At 65.2% G+C, this 15,869-nt stretch carries 12 protein-coding genes; 4 read left to right on the top strand and 8 right to left on the bottom strand.

Translation table 11 applies throughout. The features are described 5' to 3' along the window. Nucleotides 1–70: 70 nt before the first annotated feature. Genes QXZ85_RS23565 through QXZ85_RS23555 form a run of 3 tightly spaced genes read right to left on the bottom strand, consistent with a single transcriptional unit; the run spans nt 71 to nt 1,576 of the window. A complete protein-coding gene (locus tag QXZ85_RS23565; protein ID WP_315807389.1) occupies nt 71–520 on the bottom strand; it encodes a hypothetical protein in 450 nt (149 codons plus the stop codon). 10 nt (nt 521–530) lie between these two features. Continuing rightward, nucleotides 531–1,049: a hypothetical protein gene (locus tag QXZ85_RS23560; RefSeq protein ID WP_315807388.1), complete on the bottom strand. Its 519-nt coding sequence runs from the start codon at nt 1,047–1,049 to the stop codon at nt 531–533. Nucleotides 1,050–1,108: 59 nt separating this feature from the next. Continuing rightward, the gene (locus QXZ85_RS23555) at nt 1,109–1,576 is read right to left on the bottom strand and encodes a hypothetical protein (protein WP_315807387.1); all 468 of its coding nucleotides are present in this window, start codon (nt 1,574–1,576) and stop codon (nt 1,109–1,111) included. Nucleotides 1,577–2,792: 1,216 nt separating this feature from the next. Between QXZ85_RS23555 and QXZ85_RS23550 the strand changes: the two genes are divergently transcribed. The 4 genes from QXZ85_RS23550 (at nt 2,793) to QXZ85_RS23535 (ending at nt 9,737) form a co-directional block, all read left to right on the top strand. Beyond that, nucleotides 2,793–4,376, top strand: coding sequence for a Do family serine endopeptidase (locus QXZ85_RS23550; protein WP_315741842.1), 1,584 nt, complete (start codon nt 2,793–2,795; stop codon nt 4,374–4,376). A gap of 282 nt (nt 4,377–4,658) precedes the next feature. Further along, nucleotides 4,659–5,339: a response regulator transcription factor gene (locus tag QXZ85_RS23545; protein WP_315741998.1), complete on the top strand. Its 681-nt coding sequence runs from the start codon at nt 4,659–4,661 to the stop codon at nt 5,337–5,339. Continuing rightward, on the top strand, nt 5,323–6,783 hold the full coding sequence (locus QXZ85_RS23540) for an ATP-binding protein (protein WP_315768040.1): 1,461 nt from the start codon (nt 5,323–5,325) through the stop codon (nt 6,781–6,783). Before QXZ85_RS23545 ends, QXZ85_RS23540 begins: the two co-directional genes overlap by 17 nt. Continuing rightward, nucleotides 6,780–9,737 (top strand): bifunctional [glutamine synthetase] adenylyltransferase/[glutamine synthetase]-adenylyl-L-tyrosine phosphorylase, encoded by a 2,958-nt coding sequence (locus QXZ85_RS23535; protein WP_316174844.1) that lies wholly within the window; start codon nt 6,780–6,782, stop codon nt 9,735–9,737. The genes QXZ85_RS23540 and QXZ85_RS23535 overlap by 4 nt, the downstream gene beginning before the upstream one ends. A gap of 79 nt (nt 9,738–9,816) precedes the next feature. On the opposite strand, the gene QXZ85_RS23530 is transcribed toward QXZ85_RS23535, so the two are convergent. From QXZ85_RS23530 to QXZ85_RS23510, 5 genes are read right to left on the bottom strand one after another with little or no spacing between them, the layout of a single operon-like run. After that, nucleotides 9,817–10,053 carry a formate dehydrogenase subunit delta gene (locus tag QXZ85_RS23530; RefSeq protein WP_315705493.1) on the bottom strand — a complete coding sequence of 79 codons (237 nt, stop codon included), beginning with the start codon at nt 10,051–10,053 and terminating at the stop codon, nt 9,817–9,819. Next, nucleotides 10,043–10,888 (bottom strand): formate dehydrogenase accessory sulfurtransferase FdhD, encoded by an 846-nt coding sequence (gene fdhD / locus QXZ85_RS23525; protein ID WP_315765817.1) that lies wholly within the window; start codon nt 10,886–10,888, stop codon nt 10,043–10,045. The genes QXZ85_RS23530 and fdhD overlap by 11 nt, the downstream gene beginning before the upstream one ends. 14 nt (nt 10,889–10,902) lie before the next feature. Then, nucleotides 10,903–13,782 (bottom strand): formate dehydrogenase subunit alpha, encoded by a 2,880-nt coding sequence (fdhF, locus tag QXZ85_RS23520; RefSeq protein WP_315768038.1) that lies wholly within the window; start codon nt 13,780–13,782, stop codon nt 10,903–10,905. Nucleotides 13,783–13,792: 10 nt separating this feature from the next. Next, nucleotides 13,793–15,349: an NADH-quinone oxidoreductase subunit NuoF gene (locus tag QXZ85_RS23515; protein WP_315766727.1), complete on the bottom strand. Its 1,557-nt coding sequence runs from the start codon at nt 15,347–15,349 to the stop codon at nt 13,793–13,795. Next, nucleotides 15,346–15,822 carry a formate dehydrogenase subunit gamma gene (locus tag QXZ85_RS23510; RefSeq protein WP_315705496.1) on the bottom strand — a complete coding sequence of 159 codons (477 nt, stop codon included), beginning with the start codon at nt 15,820–15,822 and terminating at the stop codon, nt 15,346–15,348. Before QXZ85_RS23510 ends, QXZ85_RS23515 begins: the two co-directional genes overlap by 4 nt. Nucleotides 15,823–15,869 lie beyond the last annotated feature (47 nt).

Raw genomic sequence — 15,869 nt, 5'->3', positions numbered from 1 at the left:
TCCATTGAGTGGGATAGAGCTACATCGGTAAGTAACCTGCGTACCGTTTCTATTTCCATCGTAAGCTCCTCTATCTCGTCTTCGAGCGCAGAAATTGCAGCGCCTCGTTAGCGACTTGAAGGAGGTCACGACCATCAACAACAACCGCTCCCATGGTATCCCCTACCATCGACACACCCGCCATCATTCTCCCCGCAAGGGCAGGCGGGCGCTCGTAGACCTCTGATGCTTCGAGGCCTCTCTTGTTTCTGGTTTTCACATGCTTGAATGCGTTGGCCACATCGCTAGCTAGGCGGAATTGCTCGTTCTCTTCTTTGAACCGCTCTCGAAGTCGTTTGCGGTTGACCTGATGTTCTTTGCTGTCCCAGCGGCTGCGGTCTCCCGGAAAGGCCAGATAGTCAACGGAATGATCTATTGCCACGCAAGCAAGGAAGCCAATCCTGACGCTTGACGGTCGTTGGCGGAAATCATCCACGGTCGGCTCAACGATTTCATGCAGATAGCGCTCTAGGTCTTCCATTGTGGAGCTCCTACTCCGGTAAGAATTCGGAGGCTATTTCTGAGAGGAGTACGGACAGCCTTGCGGCGTCATTGCGCACGGAAATTAGATCAGAGATTGGTCGCTTCTTTTCGATATCTCTGGTGCGCACCGCGACAGCTTCGCCTCCTGTCGAGCGCCGGTGCTTCGCGCCCTTCGGCGCAACGTCAAGCATCCACATGCTTCCCTTTGGGGTGGCAAAAATTGCGTGAACGAAGTCGTTTCTTCCCTTAGTCGTCCTTTCCACCAAATCGAAGGCTGCCTCGGCTTTCCCTAGAATTGGCAGATCGTGGCATTTCTCACGAAACACCGCGATCCATATCTTTGCGTTCGTGTGAATGCTGCTTGATGCTAGCATCGTGCGTGCCGTTTCCAACGGCAAGTCCAGAATATAGTGCAGCGTATGCACTAGCAGATGTTCGACCTGCCCTTGAATTGCACAAAGTTCTCCAAGCGTCTGTAGCTCAGAGGCAGCGAGCGGAATGCGAAATGCGGGCGCGAGGCGTTCCATGCGCGCTCCTTTGGTAACTCTTCGCGCGGTCCTAGCAACGAACGTGAGTGCAATGGGCGTTACACTTCAGGATGATTGGCTTCCATTCTATCGAACTCTGATTTGACTACTGCGACGAAGGCCGCTTTGTCTAGTTTGCCTGATTTCCGAAAGGGCGCCCGAGCCAATGCATAGATGACGGAATCGTGCACCAGCAATTGCCCGGCTTCGTCCAACTGTATCACGCCCATCTTGGACAACCGCTCCATTCGAACAACTTCGCCCATGCTCAGAATGCGGAAGCTGATGCTCTCAAGGTCAGTCGCGCCCCGAAACTCTCGGTTGATCGCGAGCAGTCCTCGGTTTTCCGCCCGATCAGCTAGACGGATTTCCGTAACTGAACCGTCGTCGTCCACAAGGTTGATCGGAAACTGACTTGGATTGGGGGCTGGACCCTTCAACTCGGCAGCAGCTCCGAACACGCCTATCGCAAACTTGAACCTCTGTGGATCAACGGGCTTGATCCGCTCAGCAAAGTTTAGCGCCATGCGTAGGCCTCCTTCGATATAGGCTTGGGCGATGAACCCTTGCGCGGAAGTCTCGGTGATTCGGGCAGATAAATGGAGGCGTGTTCGTATTTGCCGTGTCTTTCCCCCGCAAACCACAGCGCCTTAACCTTCCGCGAACAAGCCATGCAAAAGGGAATCGCTGGGATTCCAAAACGCGCGTTGTCTAAAATCTAAATGGTCGTATGAGGATTGGATAGAGCAATACCAACTGTACACCAACTGCCTGCCGGGCAAATCACCTTACCGTTCTCCACCTCTCGTCAAGCCCTTCGGAAAAACATAAATCGCTTGGCGCTTCCCCCAAATCAGTCCTATCCTCCGCCCGTTCCGTTCCGCTGAGGGACGTATCGCGATCGTCACGGACGTTGGCAACGGAATGCGATGGACGCGGGCAGGCCGCAGCGAGCGCGCATGATCCGGAAAAGTGCGAAGCGGTTTTCCGTTTCAGATCAGGCGCAACAAAAGCTCGCGGACGAACGGCAGGACGCGGACGGGAAATCGTGTGGTCCTGGCATCCCGGAGCTGATGCCGAGCGCAACGCGCGCCGCGCGTTGTCGTGACATGGGGGCAAGAGAGCCGGTCCCCAGGGAGAGCACGTATAAGCGTTAAAACCATCGCGCAGGGAGGGCCGGGATGTCTCGGCCGAACCTGTGGTTCCTGCCCCGTGCATTTCATTCGCACGGGGGCCATGGGGGCGGCGAGCTCCCGGCCTTCCCTGCGTCCTCTGCTGCAAAGAGGGCGATATTGCCGCAAAGCTCGGGCGCGCAACGCGCCGCGAGGCGGCGGGCGTATGTCTGAAGCACTTGCTGTTTGACATGTGGATCGGACGATGCCGCGGGCATCATTGCGAGGCGCATCGCGGCAGCAATCCAGAGTCGCGGGGCGGGCGCCTGGATTGCTTCGCGGGGCCTGTCATCCGGCCGCGCCTTCGCGCGGACCGGGTGGCTCGCAATGACGGAGGGCTGGGCGGGCCGGCGGGCTTCAGGACGGTATCTCAGCGAGGGATTTACCGCCCCCAGGGGGGGGCCCAGAAGGAACGTCCACCCCTGCGCTATTCTGACGCAGGTCTATTTCCGTCCATTACAGAAGTTTAACGCGCCCGCCAGCACGCCGTAAGGCGGCAATCCCCATTTTCAGCACCGAACGGTGCTTCATCTCAACGACACCGAGTCCACCTTTTCTGGAGAAAAGCCGTATGACCGACCGTTTCACCGATCTGTCTTCCCTCCCATCATACCGGAAATCCCGGCGCGCCCTGTTTTCCGCGCGCAAGTTCGCGCTGATGGCCTCGGTGGTCGCGGGGCTGGGCGTCGCTGCCTATGGGCTGAGCCCCTCGAACGGTCCGGCGGACCTGTTCTCGAGCCCCGCCCATGCGCAGGTCGCCAATGAGGTGAGCAAGGTCGCCCGTCCGATCGGCTTCGCCGACATCGTGGAGCGGGTGAAGCCGTCGGTGATCTCGGTCAAGGTCAATATCAACGAGAAGGTCGCCAAGGACGACAGCAGCAGCGGCGGCGACGACGATACGCCGTTCCAGCCGGGCTCGCCGATGGAGCGCTTCTTCCGCCGCTTCGGCGGTCCGGACGGCTTCCCGGGCATGCGCGGCAATGGTCGCCGCCAGATCACGGGGCAGGGCTCCGGCTTCTTCATCTCGGCTGACGGCTTTGCCGTCACCAACAATCACGTGGTCGACGGCGCCAGCAAGGTCGAGGTGACGACCGATGACGGCAAGACCTACAGCGCCAAGGTGATCGGCACCGACCAGCGCACCGACCTCGCTCTGATCAAGGTCGAGGGCGGCTCGAACTTCCCGTTCGCGAAGCTGGCCGACGGCAAGCCGCGGATCGGCGACTGGGTGCTGGCGGTCGGCAACCCCTTCGGTCTCGGCGGCACGGTGACGGCCGGCATCGTCTCGGCGATGGGCCGCGACATCGGCAACGGTCCCTATGACGACTTCATCCAGATCGACGCGCCCGTGAACAAGGGCAACTCCGGCGGTCCGGCCTTCAACGTCGATGGCGACGTGGTCGGCGTGAACACCGCGATCTATTCGCCCTCCGGCGGCAGCGTCGGCATCGCGTTCTCGATCCCGGCCTCGACCGTGAAGAACGTCGTCGCCCAGCTGAAGGACAAGGGCTCGGTCAGCCGCGGCTGGATCGGCGTCCAGATCCAGCCGGTGACGCAGGACATCGCCGACAGCCTCGGCATGAAGAAGGCGGAAGGCGCGCTGGTCGCCGAGCCCCAGGCCAATGGCCCGGCGGCCAAGGCCGGCGTCCAGTCCGGCGACGTCATCACCGCTGTCAACGGCGAGCCGGTCAAGGATGCCCGTGAACTCGCCCGCACCATCGGCGGCATCGCACCGGGCACCGCGGTCAAGCTCAACGTCCTGCACAAGGGCCAGGAGAAGACGCTCGACCTGACGCTCGGCAAGCTGCCCGACAACATCGAGGCGAAGGCCGATATCGGCGGCGACAATTCCGCTCCGACCCGCGGCACCGACGTGCCGAAGCTCGGCCTGACGGTGGCGCCCGCGAACAGCGTGGCCGGCGCCGGCAAGGAAGGCGTGGTCGTGACCGAGGTCGATCCGAAAAGCGCGGCGGCCGAGCGCGGCTTCAAGGAAGGCGACGTCATCCTCGAGGTCGCCGGCAAGAATGTGAGCTCCGCGGGCGACGTCCGCGATGCGCTGGCCGCAGCCAAGAACGACAACAAGAACAGCGTCCTGATGCGGGTGAAGAGCGGCGGCCAGTCGCGCTTCGTCGCGGTGCCGCTCGCCAAGGGCTGATACCGGACGCTGACGAGATGGAGGGATCGCCGGCATGTTGCCCCCGCGTCGGTGGTTCCTCCTGGGGGCGGGCGTTAGGCCCGCTCCCTCAAAACCTTCCGTTGGACAATGCCCCCCTCCGTCGGAAGGAACTCGGGCGGTGAAGTCCCCCCAGCTTCACCGCCCACCTCTCTGTTGACTGCGTTTGCCTTGCTTAACCCCTTGGCGTGGTTCGCCTTGCACCGAAACGGCGGCCGCGCCATGTAGATGGAAGCAGAAACCGTGACCGCCCCCGTTTCCGAAATGCGCCTTTTGATCGTCGAAGATGACCGCGAATCCGCCGATTATCTCGTGAAGGCGTTTCGCGAGGTCGGCCATATCGCCGATCTCGCCAGCGACGGCGAGGAGGGGCTGGCCATGGCCGAAAGCGGGGACTACGACGTGCTCGTGGTCGATCGCATGCTGCCCAAGCGCGACGGGCTGTCCCTGATCGGCGCGCTGCGCGAGAAGGGCAACCGGACGCCGGTGCTGATCCTCTCGGCGCTGGGGCAGGTCGATGACCGCATCAAGGGCCTGCGCGCGGGCGGCGACGACTATCTGCCAAAGCCCTACGCCTTCGCCGAGCTGCTGGCCCGGGTCGAGGTGCTCTCCCGCCGCCATGGCGGCCCGGCCGAGGAGACGGTCTACCGGGTCGGCGATCTCGAGCTCGACCGGCTCTCCCATCGCGTCAACCGCGGCAAGGACGAATTGACCCTGCAGCCGCGCGAATTCCGCCTGCTCGAATACCTGATGAAGCATGCGGGACAGGTGGTGACGCGCACCATGCTGCTGGAGAACGTCTGGGATTATCACTTCGATCCGCAGACCAACGTCATCGACGTGCACATCTCGCGGCTGCGTTCCAAGATCGACAAGGGCTTCGAGCGCCCGCTGCTCCACACCATCCGCGGCGCGGGATACATGATCCGTGACGGCCTTCGGTAAACTGATCCGAACCACCGCGTTCCGGCTGACGCTGGTCTATCTGGCGCTGTTTGCGCTGTTTGCGGCCTCGCTGCTCGGCTACTTCGCCTGGAATACCCGCCGCCTGATCACCGAGCAGATCTCGACCACGGTGACCGCCGAGATCAGCGAGATGACCGACATCTTCTCGCGGCGGGGCTTGCGCGGTCTCGTCTTCAACATCGAAAGCCGGGCGCTGCGGCCCGGGGCCAATCTCTACCTCATCACCACGCCGACCGGGCAGGCGATCGCCGGCAATGTCGGCTCGCTGGCGCCCGGCGTGATGGGTTCATCCGGCTGGTCCGAGACCTTCTACCGCAGGCTCGACGACCGCGGTGAGGAGACCCACCGCGCGCTGGTCTATGTCACCCAGCTCTCCAGCGGCTTCCGCCTGCTGATCGGCCGTGACCTCGAAGAGCGGAAGCGGATGTTCGGCATCGTCGCCAAGGCGGCGCAATGGTCGGTGCTGGTCGTGGTCGTGCTCGGGATCGGCGGCGGCATCTTCGTCGCGCGGCGCGTGCTGCGCCGGATCGACGCGATGACCGGCACCACCCGCCGCATCATGGCGGGCGACCTGTCGGGTCGCCTGCCGGTCGGGCGCAGCGGCGACGAGATCGACCGCCTGGCCGAAAACCTCAATGCGATGCTGGAGCGGATCGAGGCGCTGATGACCGGCCTCAAGGAGGTCTCGGACAACATTGCCCACGATCTGAAGACGCCGCTGACGCGGCTGCGCAACCGCGCCGAGGAGGCGCTGGCGAAATCGCGCACCGAGGGCGAATATCGCGCCGCGCTGGAACGCACCATCGAGGAATCCGACGGCCTGATCCGCACCTTCAACGCGCTGTTGATGATCGCGCGGGCCGAGTCGGGGCAGGCGCGCGGCGACATGATCGATTTCGACGCTGCCGAGGTCGCAAAGGGCATTCACGAGCTTTACGAGCCGCTCGCCGAAGACGACGGCATGATCCTGCGCGTCAAGGCCCCGGCGGCGCCGCTGCATGGCAATCGCGAGCTGATCAGCCAGGCGCTCGCCAATCTGGTCGAGAACGCCATCAAATACGGCAAGCCGGGCGTCGTGCCGCTCGGCATCGATGCGGCGGGGCTGGCCAAGGAGATCCTGATCGAGGCGAAGCGCCAGGGCGATCAGGTGCTCTTGAGCGTGACCGATCATGGTCCCGGCATTCCCGAAGCCGAGCGCAAGCACGCGGTCGAGCGCTTCGTGCGGCTGGAAGCCAGCCGCACCCTGCCGGGTTCCGGTCTCGGCCTCAGTCTCGCATCGGCCGTCGCGACCCTGCATGGCGGCGAACTGCGGCTCGGCGACGCCAATCCCGGGCTGATCGCAACCCTGGTGCTACCTGCCGCCGCAGGTCTGCCCGCAAGGCTTGCGGCTCAAACGGCGGATGTGCCACAGAAGGCGGCATGACCTCATCCGCGCCGGGACACGCGGACGGGCATAGCTTGGCTGCGCGTTTCGTGACCGGCCCGCATGTCCGTACGCCCGCCGAAGCCGAACACCGCCTGAACGACTGGCTCGCCGATCTCGAGCCGGCCCAGGCGGCCGGCTTACGGTCCTTGCTTGGCGAGGGACATGCGCGAACGATCCTGCTCGGCATCGCCGAGCATTCGCCTTATCTTTTCGACCTCATCCGCGCCGACGGCGCCCGCCTGCTCCGCCTTTTGCGCAGCGAGCCGCAATCGCATCTGGCCGAGCTGATTGAAAACACCGCGCGCGAGGTGTTCGCCGCCGGCAGCGAGGCCGAGGTGATGCGGCTGTTGCGGCGGATGAAATCCGAGGCCGCGCTGCTCACCGCGCTTTGCGACATCGGCGGCGTCTGGCCGGTGATGCAGGTGACGGCCGCGCTGACCGACATCGCGGTCACCTCGGTCGAGATGGCGCTGCGCTATCTGCTCCGGCAGGAGGCCGTACGCGGTCGGCTCGCGCCTCCCGACGCCGAACGACCGGAGGCCGGCACGGGACTGTTCGTGCTTGCGATGGGCAAGATGGGCGCGGGCGAGCTGAATTATTCCAGCGACATCGACCTGATCGTGTTCTTCGATCCCGAAGTGTCGACCTTGGCGCCGGACATCGAGCCGCAGCCCTTCTTCGTGCGGGTCACGCAGGCGATGGCGCGCCTCCTGCAGCAGCGCACGGCGGACGGCTATGTGTTCCGGGTCGATCTGCGGCTTCGCCCCGATCCTGCCTCGACGCAGGTGGCGATGTCGACCGATGCGGCCCTGCATTATTACGAGCGGGAAGGGCGCACCTGGGAGCGCGCCGCCATGATCAAGGCCCGCGTCTGCGCCGGCGACGTCAAGGCCGGCGAGGCGCTGCTCGCAGAGCTCTCGCCCTTTGTCTGGCGCAAGCATCTCGACTTCCAGGCGCTCGCCGATGTCCATGACATGAAGCGGCAGATGCAGGTCTATCGCGGCCAGAGCGAGATCTCGGTCGAGGGCCATAACGTCAAGGTCGGCCGCGGCGGCATCCGCGAGATCGAGTTCTTCGCCCAGACCCAGCAGCTCATCGCCGGCGGCCGGCATGCGGATTTGCGCGTGCGCCAGACCCTGCAGGCACTCGATGTGCTGGCGGCGAGCAACTGGATCACCGATCAGGCGCGCGATGAACTCGGCGCAGCCTATCAGTTCCTGCGACGGGTCGAGCACCGCCTGCAGATGATCGCGGACGAGCAGACCCATAGCCTGCCGGAGGATCCGGAGGCGGTGGAGCGCTTCGCGCAGTTCTTCGGCTATGAGGGCCGCGACGCCTTCGCCAAGGACCTGCTGTTCCAGCTCAATATCGTGCAGGGCCATTACGCCAAGCTGTTCGAGGGCGATCCCACGGGAACGGCGAGCCTGCCGCCGGTCGATTACGGCGCGGGGCCGGACGAGCCGCGGCTGCTCGATCATCTGTCTGCGCTCGGATTCCGCGACCCGCTTATGGTGGCCAGGACGCTGCAGCAATGGATGGCGGGCGAGTACCGCGTGTTCCGGACCGAGACCACGCGCTCAGCCTTCACCGATTTCGTGCCGACGCTGATCGATTGTCTCGCGCATGCCGACGAACCCGACCGCGCCGTCGTGGCTTTCGACCGCTTCCTCCAGGCGCTGCAGCGAGGCGGGCGCCTCATCACTTTGCTCGGCCAGAACCGCGATCTGGTCGCACTGGTGGCGCTCGTACTCGGCGCCGCGCCCCGGCTCGGCGACATGCTGGCGCGGAAGCCGCAGTTGATGGACGGGCTGATCGATCCGCGCTTCTTCGGCGCCATGCCGGACAGGCGCGAATTGTCGGAACGGCTGGCGGCGACGCTCAAGGATGCCGGCACCTACGAAGAGTTTCTCGATCGTCTCCGCCTGTTCGGCCAGGAGAGCCTGTTCCTGATCGGCACGCGCATCCTCTCCGGCACGGTGTCGGCGCAGCAGGCCGGCACCGCCTTCGCCGATGTCGCTGAAGGCATCGTCCACACCGTGCATGGCCTGGTCACCGAGCGCTTCGCCGCCCAGCACGGCCGCATCAAGGGCCAGGAGACCGCTATCATCGCGATGGGGCGCCTGGGCGCGCGCGAGATGACGGCGTCCTCGGACCTCGACCTGATCCTGCTCTACGATTTCGATCCCGACGCGCCGGACTCCGACGGCGAGCGGCCGCTGCAGGGATCGCATTATTTCGCCCGCTTCACCCAGCGGCTGATTTCGGCCTTCACCTCGCGCACCAATTACGGCGTGCTCTACGATATCGATATGCGGCTGCGCCCGTCGGGCCGCGCCGGGCCGCTGGCCTCGCACATCTCATCCTTCGCCCATTATCAGGAGCACGAGGCCTGGACCTGGGAGCACATGGCGCTCACCCGCGCGCGGGTGATCTCGGCCTCGCCGGCGTTTCGTGCCACGATCGAACAGATGATCCGGGCGGCGCTGGTCAGGCCGCGCGATCCGACCGCCATTGCCCGCGACGTCGCCGACATGCGGCGCGCGATCGCGATGGAGAAGGGCGAGAGCGATCTGTGGGACCTCAAACATGCCGCCGGCGGCATGGTCGATATCGATTTCATCGCGCAATATCTGCAGCTCATTCACGCCGCCAGGCTGCCGGAAATCCTCGACGTCAGCAGCGTGCAGGTGCTGCACAACGCGAAGCGGCTCGACGTGCTGCCGCGTGCGGAAGCCGATATCCTGGGCCAGGCGGCGCGGCTCTATCATGACCTGACACAGATCCTAAGGCTCTGCGTCAGCGGCAAGTTCAAGCCGGAGCAGGCGGGCGAGGATCTGTTGCGGGTGATGGCCCGTGCCGGCGACGCGCCGGACTTCTCGGCGCTGGAGGCCCGCGTGCGCGAGACGCAGAGCGAGGTGCGGCGGGTCTTCACGGCGCTGCTGGAGGAGTGATCAAGTTTGAGAGAGGCTCGGGCGCCGCCCCGATGACCTTTCACTCCCCCCTTGAAGGAAGGGGTGCACCGAGGGGGCTTCAGGCCTTTTCCTTCACCGCCTGCTTCAGCGTTCCGATCGCTTCGTACACATCGGGATCGAGGCCGGCGCCACCGGCATCGTGATGCGCGAAGATCGACTTCAGCATGCGCGGGTCCCAGAACTTCTTGATATGCTCGGCGACGCCGGCAACAGTCTTGTCGTGGCCCTGGGGATGAAAGAACTTGCCGATCTGGTTGGCCATGTAGATCAGGCGGTCGTGGGTATCATGCGACATGCATCGTATCCGCTTGGCTGGATCGGGCGCTCTCGTCGGCGCCGATGATCCGTTCGGGGTGGGTGAAAATCTCAAATCCATCGCTGCGGGCGACCGCGACCAGCGTGATGCCGGCCGCCTGCGCCATGCGGATCGCGAGCGCGGTCGGGGCAGACACGGCGACCACGACCGGCGCGCCCATGGCGGCCGCCTTCTGCACCATCTCGACCGAGACCCGGCTGGTCAAGAGCACAATGCCCTCATGCGCCGCCGTGTGCGACTGCGCCAGAGCGCCCGCCAACTTGTCCAGCGCATTGTGACGCCCGACATCCTCGCGCAAGGCGACGATGCTGCGCGCCGGCGTCCAGAATGCTGCGGCGTGCACGGCGCGGGTCTCGCGATTGAGGTTCTGCAGCGGCTCGACGGCGGCCAACGCCGCCATGATGTCGCGCGGCGCGAAGCGCCGCCCCTCGGAAACAAGCGACGGCGCGCGCACCGCTTCCGCGATCGAATCGATGCCGCAGAGCCCGCAGCCGGTGGGGCCGGCGATATGCCGCCGGCGCTCGGCCATGCGCGCGGCAAGCTCGGGCGCGAGCCACATCCTGATCTCGATGCCATCGTCGAGCTCGACGACATCGAGCGAACGGATCTCGTCCGCCGTGTCGACGATGCCTTCGCTGAGGCTGAAGCCGATGCCGAAATCGGCAAGGTCCTGTGGCGTCCCCATCATGACGGCATGGGTGCCGCCATTATAGGTCAGCGCGATCGCGCTTTCCTCCGGCACGCGACGGCTACCTTCGCTGAAGGCCCCGTCGCGCCAGACCAGACGATTCGCGATGCGCACCGCATCCGACATCACTTCGCTCCAGCTCACTCCGCCGCTTCCACCACCGACGCGATCCGGCGCGACTGCCGGGCCTGCTCGTCATAGGCCTTCTGCCAGTCCGACGGGCCGTTGGAGGGGGAGATCTGCACCGCGGTCACCTTGTATTCCGGGCAGTTGGTCGCCCAATCCGAATAATCGGTGGTGATCACATTGGCTTGCGTCATCGGGTGGTGGAAGGTGGTGTAGACCACGCCCGGAGCCACGCGTTCGGTGATCAGCGCCCGCAGCGTCGTCTCGCCGGCGCGGCTTGCGAGCCGCACCCAGTCGCCGTCGCGGATGCCGCGCTGCTCGGCATCATGCGGATGGATCTCCAGCCGGTCCTCGCCGTGCCAGACCACGTTGTCGGTGCGCCGCGTCTGGGCGCCGACATTGTACTGGGAGAGGATGCGGCCGGTGGTCAGCAGCAGCGGGAAGCGCGGGCCGGTGCGCTCGTCGGTCGCGACGTATTCGGTGACGACGAACTTGCCCTTGCCGCGCACGAAGCCATCGATATGCATGATCGGCGTGCCCTCGGGCGCCTTCTCGTTGCAGGGCCATTGCACCGAGCCGAGCTCCTCGAGCTTGGCGTAGGAGACGCCGGCGAAGCTCGGCGTCAGGGCCGCGATCTCGTCCATGATCTCGGACGGATGGTCGTACTTCATCTCGAAGCCCATCGCCTTGGCGAGGCGGATGGTGACCTCCCAATCAGCGAGCCCGTTACGCGGGCTCATCACCTTGCGCACCCGTTGGATGCGGCGCTCGGCGTTGGTGAAGGTGCCGTCCTTCTCCAGGAAGGTCGAGCCGGGCAGGAACACATGGGCATAGTTAGCGGTCTCGTTCAGGAACAGATCCTGGACGACAACGCACTCCATTGCCGAAAGTGCCTGAACGACGTGGGTCGTGTTCGGGTCGGACTGCAGGATGTCCTCGCCCTGCACATAGAGGCCCTTGAACGTGCCGTCGATCGCGGAATCGAACATGTTGGGGATGCGCAGGCCCGGCTCAGGGTTGAGCTTGACGTTCCACATCGCCTCGAACTGGTCACGCACGGCATCGCCCGAGATGTGCCGGTAGCCCGGCAGCTCGTGTGGGAACGAGCCCATGTCGCAGGAGCCCTGCACGTTGTTCTGGCCGCGCAGCGGATTCACGCCGACACCGCGGCGGCCGATATTGCCGGTAGCCATCGCGAGGTTGGCGATCGCGATCACCGTGGTCGAGCCCTGGCTGTGCTCGGTGACGCCGAGGCCGTAGTAGATCGCGGCTTTGCCGCCGGTGGCGTAGAGGCGGGCGGCGCCGCGCAGCTCTTGCGGATCGACCCCGGTCATCGCCGCGACCGCCTCGGGGCTGTTCTTCTCCTGCGCGACGAAAGCCGCCCAGTCCTGGAACTCGCTCCAGTCGCAGCGCTCGCGCACGAACGCCTCGTTGACCAGCCCTTCCGTGACGATGACATGCGCCATTGCGGTCAGCACGGCGACGTTGGTGCCCGGCATCAGCGGCAGATGGTGATCGGCCTTGATATGCGCCGACTTGACCAGCTCGGTGCGGCGCGGGTCGATCACGATCAGGTGGGCACCCTGGCGCAGCCGCTTCTTCATGCGTGAGGCGAACACCGGATGCGCATCCGACGGGTTCGCGCCGATCACCATGACGACGTCGGTGTCCTCGACGGAGTCGAAATCCTGGGTACCGGCGGAGGTGCCGAACGTGGTGGCCAGCCCATAGCCGGTCGGCGAGTGGCAGACGCGGGCACAGGTGTCGACATTGTTGTTGCCGAAGCCGGCGCGGATCAGCTTCTGCACCAGATAGGTCTCTTCGTTGGTGCAGCGGGACGAGGTGATGCCGCCGATCGCGTCGCGGCCATACTTGGCCTGGATGCCGCGCAGCTTTTGTGCGGCGAAGTTGAACGCTTCGTCCCATGACACCTCCCGCCAGGGCTCCGCGATGGTCTCGCGGATCATGGGCTTCAGGATGCGTTCCTTGTGGGTGGTGTAGCCCCAGGCGAAGCGGCCCTTGACGCAGGAATGGCCGCGATTGGCCTTGCCGTCCTTGTACGGCACCATGCGCACCACTTCCTCGCCGCGCATCTCGGCCTTGAAGGCGCAGCCGACGCCGCAATAGGCGCAGGTGGTGACGACCGAATGCTCGGGCTGGCCGATTTCGATCACGGACTTCTCGGTCAGCGTCGCGGTCGGGCAGGCCTGCACGCAGGCGCCGCAGGAGACGCATTCCGAGCCCAAGAAGCTCTCGCTCATGCCGGGCGACACCCGGCTGTCGAAGCCGCGGCCGGAGATGGTGAGGGCGAAGGTGCCTTGCACTTCCTCGCAGGCGCGGACGCAGCGCGAGCAGACGATGCACTTCGCGGGGTCATAGCTGAAATAGGGGTTGGACTCGTCCTTGGGCAGCCATGCCGGATTGGCTTCGCCACAGGCCTCGGCGAACACGTGGTTCTCGCCCTGGTAGCCGTAGCGGACGTCGCGCAGGCCGACCGCGCCCGCCATGTCCTGCAGCTCGCAATCGCCATTCGCCGCGCAGGTGAGACAGTCGAGCGGATGGTCGGAGATGTAGAGCTCCATCACGCCTTTGCGCAGCTTCTTCAGCCGTTCGCTCTGGGTGTGGACGACGAGCCCCGGTGCGACCGGCGTGGTGCAGGACGCGGGCGTGCCGTTGCGGCCCTCGATCTCGACCAGGCACAGCCGGCAGGAGCCGAAGGCGTCGACCATGTCGGTCGCGCAGAGTTTCGGGATCTCGGTGCCGGCCTCCATGGCCGCGCGCATGATCGAGGTGCCCTCGGGGACGGTGATGCTCTGACCGTCGATGGTCAGCGTCACCATGGTCTCTGACTTCGAGCGTGGGGTGCCGTAATCGGTTTCCTGGATGAGCGACATGGCGATGTCCTTACTCCGCCGCTTGCAGGCGCGGCTGCTGCGGTCCGAAATCTTCGCGGAAGTGTTTGAGCGCGCTGAGCACGGGGTAGGGCGTGAAGCCGCCGAGCGCGCAGAGCGAGCCGAGTTTCATGGTGCTGCAGAGGTCTTCGACCAATGCGATGTTGTCCGAGACGCGGTCGCCGCGTCGGATCTTGTCGATGGTTTCCACGCCACGGGTCGAGCCGATTCGGCAAGGCGTGCATTTGCCGCAGGATTCGATCGCGCAGAACTCCATGGCGAAGCGCGCCTGCTTAGCCATGTCGACGGTGTCGTCGAACACGACGATGCCGCCATGACCGATCAGGCCGTCGCGGGCGGCGAAGGCTTCGTAGTCGAACGGCGTGTCGAACAGCGCGCGCGGGAAATAGGCCCCGAGCGGCCCGCCGACCTGTACCGCCCGCACCGGGCGGCCGGTGAAGGTGCCGCCGCCTATCTCGTCGACCAGTTCGCCCAGCGTGATGCCGAATGAGGTCTCGAACAGCCCGCCGAACTTGATGTTGCCGGCAAGCTGGATCGGCATCGTGCCGCGCGAGCGTCCCATGCCGAAATCGGCGTAGGTCTTGGCGCCTTCGTCCAGGATGTAGGGGATCGCGGAAAACGACAGCAGGTTGTTGATCACTGTCGGCTTGCCGAACAGGCCGTGATGCGCGGGCAGCGGCGGCTTGGCGCGGACGATGCCGCGCTTGCCTTCCAGGCTCTCGAGCAGCGAGGTCTCCTCGCCGCAGACATAGGCGCCGGCGCCGGAGCGCACTTCGAGATCGAACGCGAAGTTCGAGCCGGCGACCTTGTCGCCGAGCAATCCAGCCTTCCTGGCGATGGCGATCGCTTTCGTCATCGCCGCGATCGCGTGCGGATATTCCGAGCGGGTGTAGATGTAGCCCTTGGTGGCGCCCACCGCGATGCCCGCGATCGTCATGCCCTCGATCAGGACGAAGGGATCGCCTTCCATCAGCATGCGGTCGGCGAAGGTGCCGCTGTCGCCTTCGTCGGCGTTGCAGATCACGTATTTGCGGTCGGCCGCCGTCTGCGCCACCGTTTTCCACTTGATGCCGGTGGGGAAGCCGGCGCCGCCGCGGCCGCGCAGGCCGGAGGCCGTGACCTCGGCGATGATCTCATCGGGTTTCAGAGTGAGGGCGCGTGCGAGGCCGCGATAGCCGCCATGGGCGCGGTAGTCGTCGAGCGAGAGCGGATCGACGACACCGCAGCGGGCAAAGGTGAGGCGGGTCTGCCGCTTCAGCCAGGGGATATCGTCCGTCTTGCCCAGCGCGAGCGGGTGGGCCTTGCCGGCGACGATGGCGTCCAGCAGCGATGGGACGTCGGCAGTCGTGACCGGACCGAAGCCGAGGCGGCCGTCGGGCGTGGCGACTTCGACCAGCGGCTCCAGCCAGTACAGGCCGCGGGAGCCATTACGAACGATCTCGATGGTGAGGCCGCGCTCGAGCGCCGCGCCATGCAGCGCGCTCACAACCTCGTCGGCGCCAACCGCAAGCGCCCCGGCATCGCAGGGAACGAACAGACGCAGGCTCATCGCTGGGCCTCCGACACGAGGGCATCGAGCCGGGCTTCGTCGAGCCGTCCGACCAGGCGGCCGTCCAGCATGGCCGACGGTGCGGTGGCGCAGAGTCCGAGGCAGTAGATCGGCTCCAGGGTAACGCGCTCATCCGGCGTCGTGTTGCCGATGGCGACACCGAGCTTGGCTTCGGCGCGGGCGGCCAGAGCATCGCCACCGGCAGCCTGGCAGGCCTCCGCGCGGCACAGTTTCAGCACATGCCGCCCGGCGGGCTTGGCCCGGAAATCATGGTAGAAGGTGAAGACGCCGTAAACTTCCGCGCGCGACAAGTTCAGCGCGGAGGCGATCATCGGCAGCGCCTCCTCCGGAATGTAGCCGAAGGCCTCCTGCAGCGCGTGAAGGATCGGCAGGGCCGCACCCTCCATCTGGCTGTGCTGGGCGATGATCTCGGCGCCGCGCGCCGCCTCCCAAGGTTCGTAGACCGGCGTCATTCTTGTCCCATCGATACGTTGCTGGCTTGCCTTGATGAGAATTGGAA

The sequence above is a fragment of the Bradyrhizobium sp. SZCCHNGR1005 genome (assembly GCF_032489995.1).
GTDB lineage: Bacteria > Pseudomonadota > Alphaproteobacteria > Rhizobiales > Xanthobacteraceae > Bradyrhizobium.
This window is presented reverse-complemented; position numbering and strand designations above follow the sequence as displayed.

Excerpts from the sequence above, each read along its gene's own strand:
- QXZ85_RS23565 (WP_315807389.1), bottom strand. The coding sequence starts at position 520 with ATGGAAGACCTAGAGCGCTATCTGCATGAAATCGTTGAGCCGACCGTG.
- QXZ85_RS23560 (WP_315807388.1), bottom strand. The coding sequence starts at position 1,049 with ATGGAACGCCTCGCGCCCGCATTTCGCATTCCGCTCGCTGCCTCTGAG.
- QXZ85_RS23555 (WP_315807387.1), bottom strand. The coding sequence starts at position 1,576 with ATGGCGCTAAACTTTGCTGAGCGGATCAAGCCCGTTGATCCACAGAGG.
- QXZ85_RS23550 (WP_315741842.1), top strand. The coding sequence starts at position 2,793 with ATGACCGACCGTTTCACCGATCTGTCTTCCCTCCCATCATACCGGAAA.
- QXZ85_RS23545 (WP_315741998.1), top strand. The coding sequence starts at position 4,659 with ATGCGCCTTTTGATCGTCGAAGATGACCGCGAATCCGCCGATTATCTC.
- QXZ85_RS23535 (WP_316174844.1), top strand. The coding sequence starts at position 6,780 with ATGACCTCATCCGCGCCGGGACACGCGGACGGGCATAGCTTGGCTGCG.
- QXZ85_RS23530 (WP_315705493.1), bottom strand. The coding sequence starts at position 10,053 with ATGTCGCATGATACCCACGACCGCCTGATCTACATGGCCAACCAGATC.
- fdhD (WP_315765817.1), bottom strand. The coding sequence starts at position 10,888 with ATGTCGGATGCGGTGCGCATCGCGAATCGTCTGGTCTGGCGCGACGGG.
- fdhF (WP_315768038.1), bottom strand. The coding sequence starts at position 13,782 with ATGTCGCTCATCCAGGAAACCGATTACGGCACCCCACGCTCGAAGTCA.
- QXZ85_RS23515 (WP_315766727.1), bottom strand. The coding sequence starts at position 15,349 with ATGAGCCTGCGTCTGTTCGTTCCCTGCGATGCCGGGGCGCTTGCGGTT.
- QXZ85_RS23510 (WP_315705496.1), bottom strand. The coding sequence starts at position 15,822 with ATGACGCCGGTCTACGAACCTTGGGAGGCGGCGCGCGGCGCCGAGATC.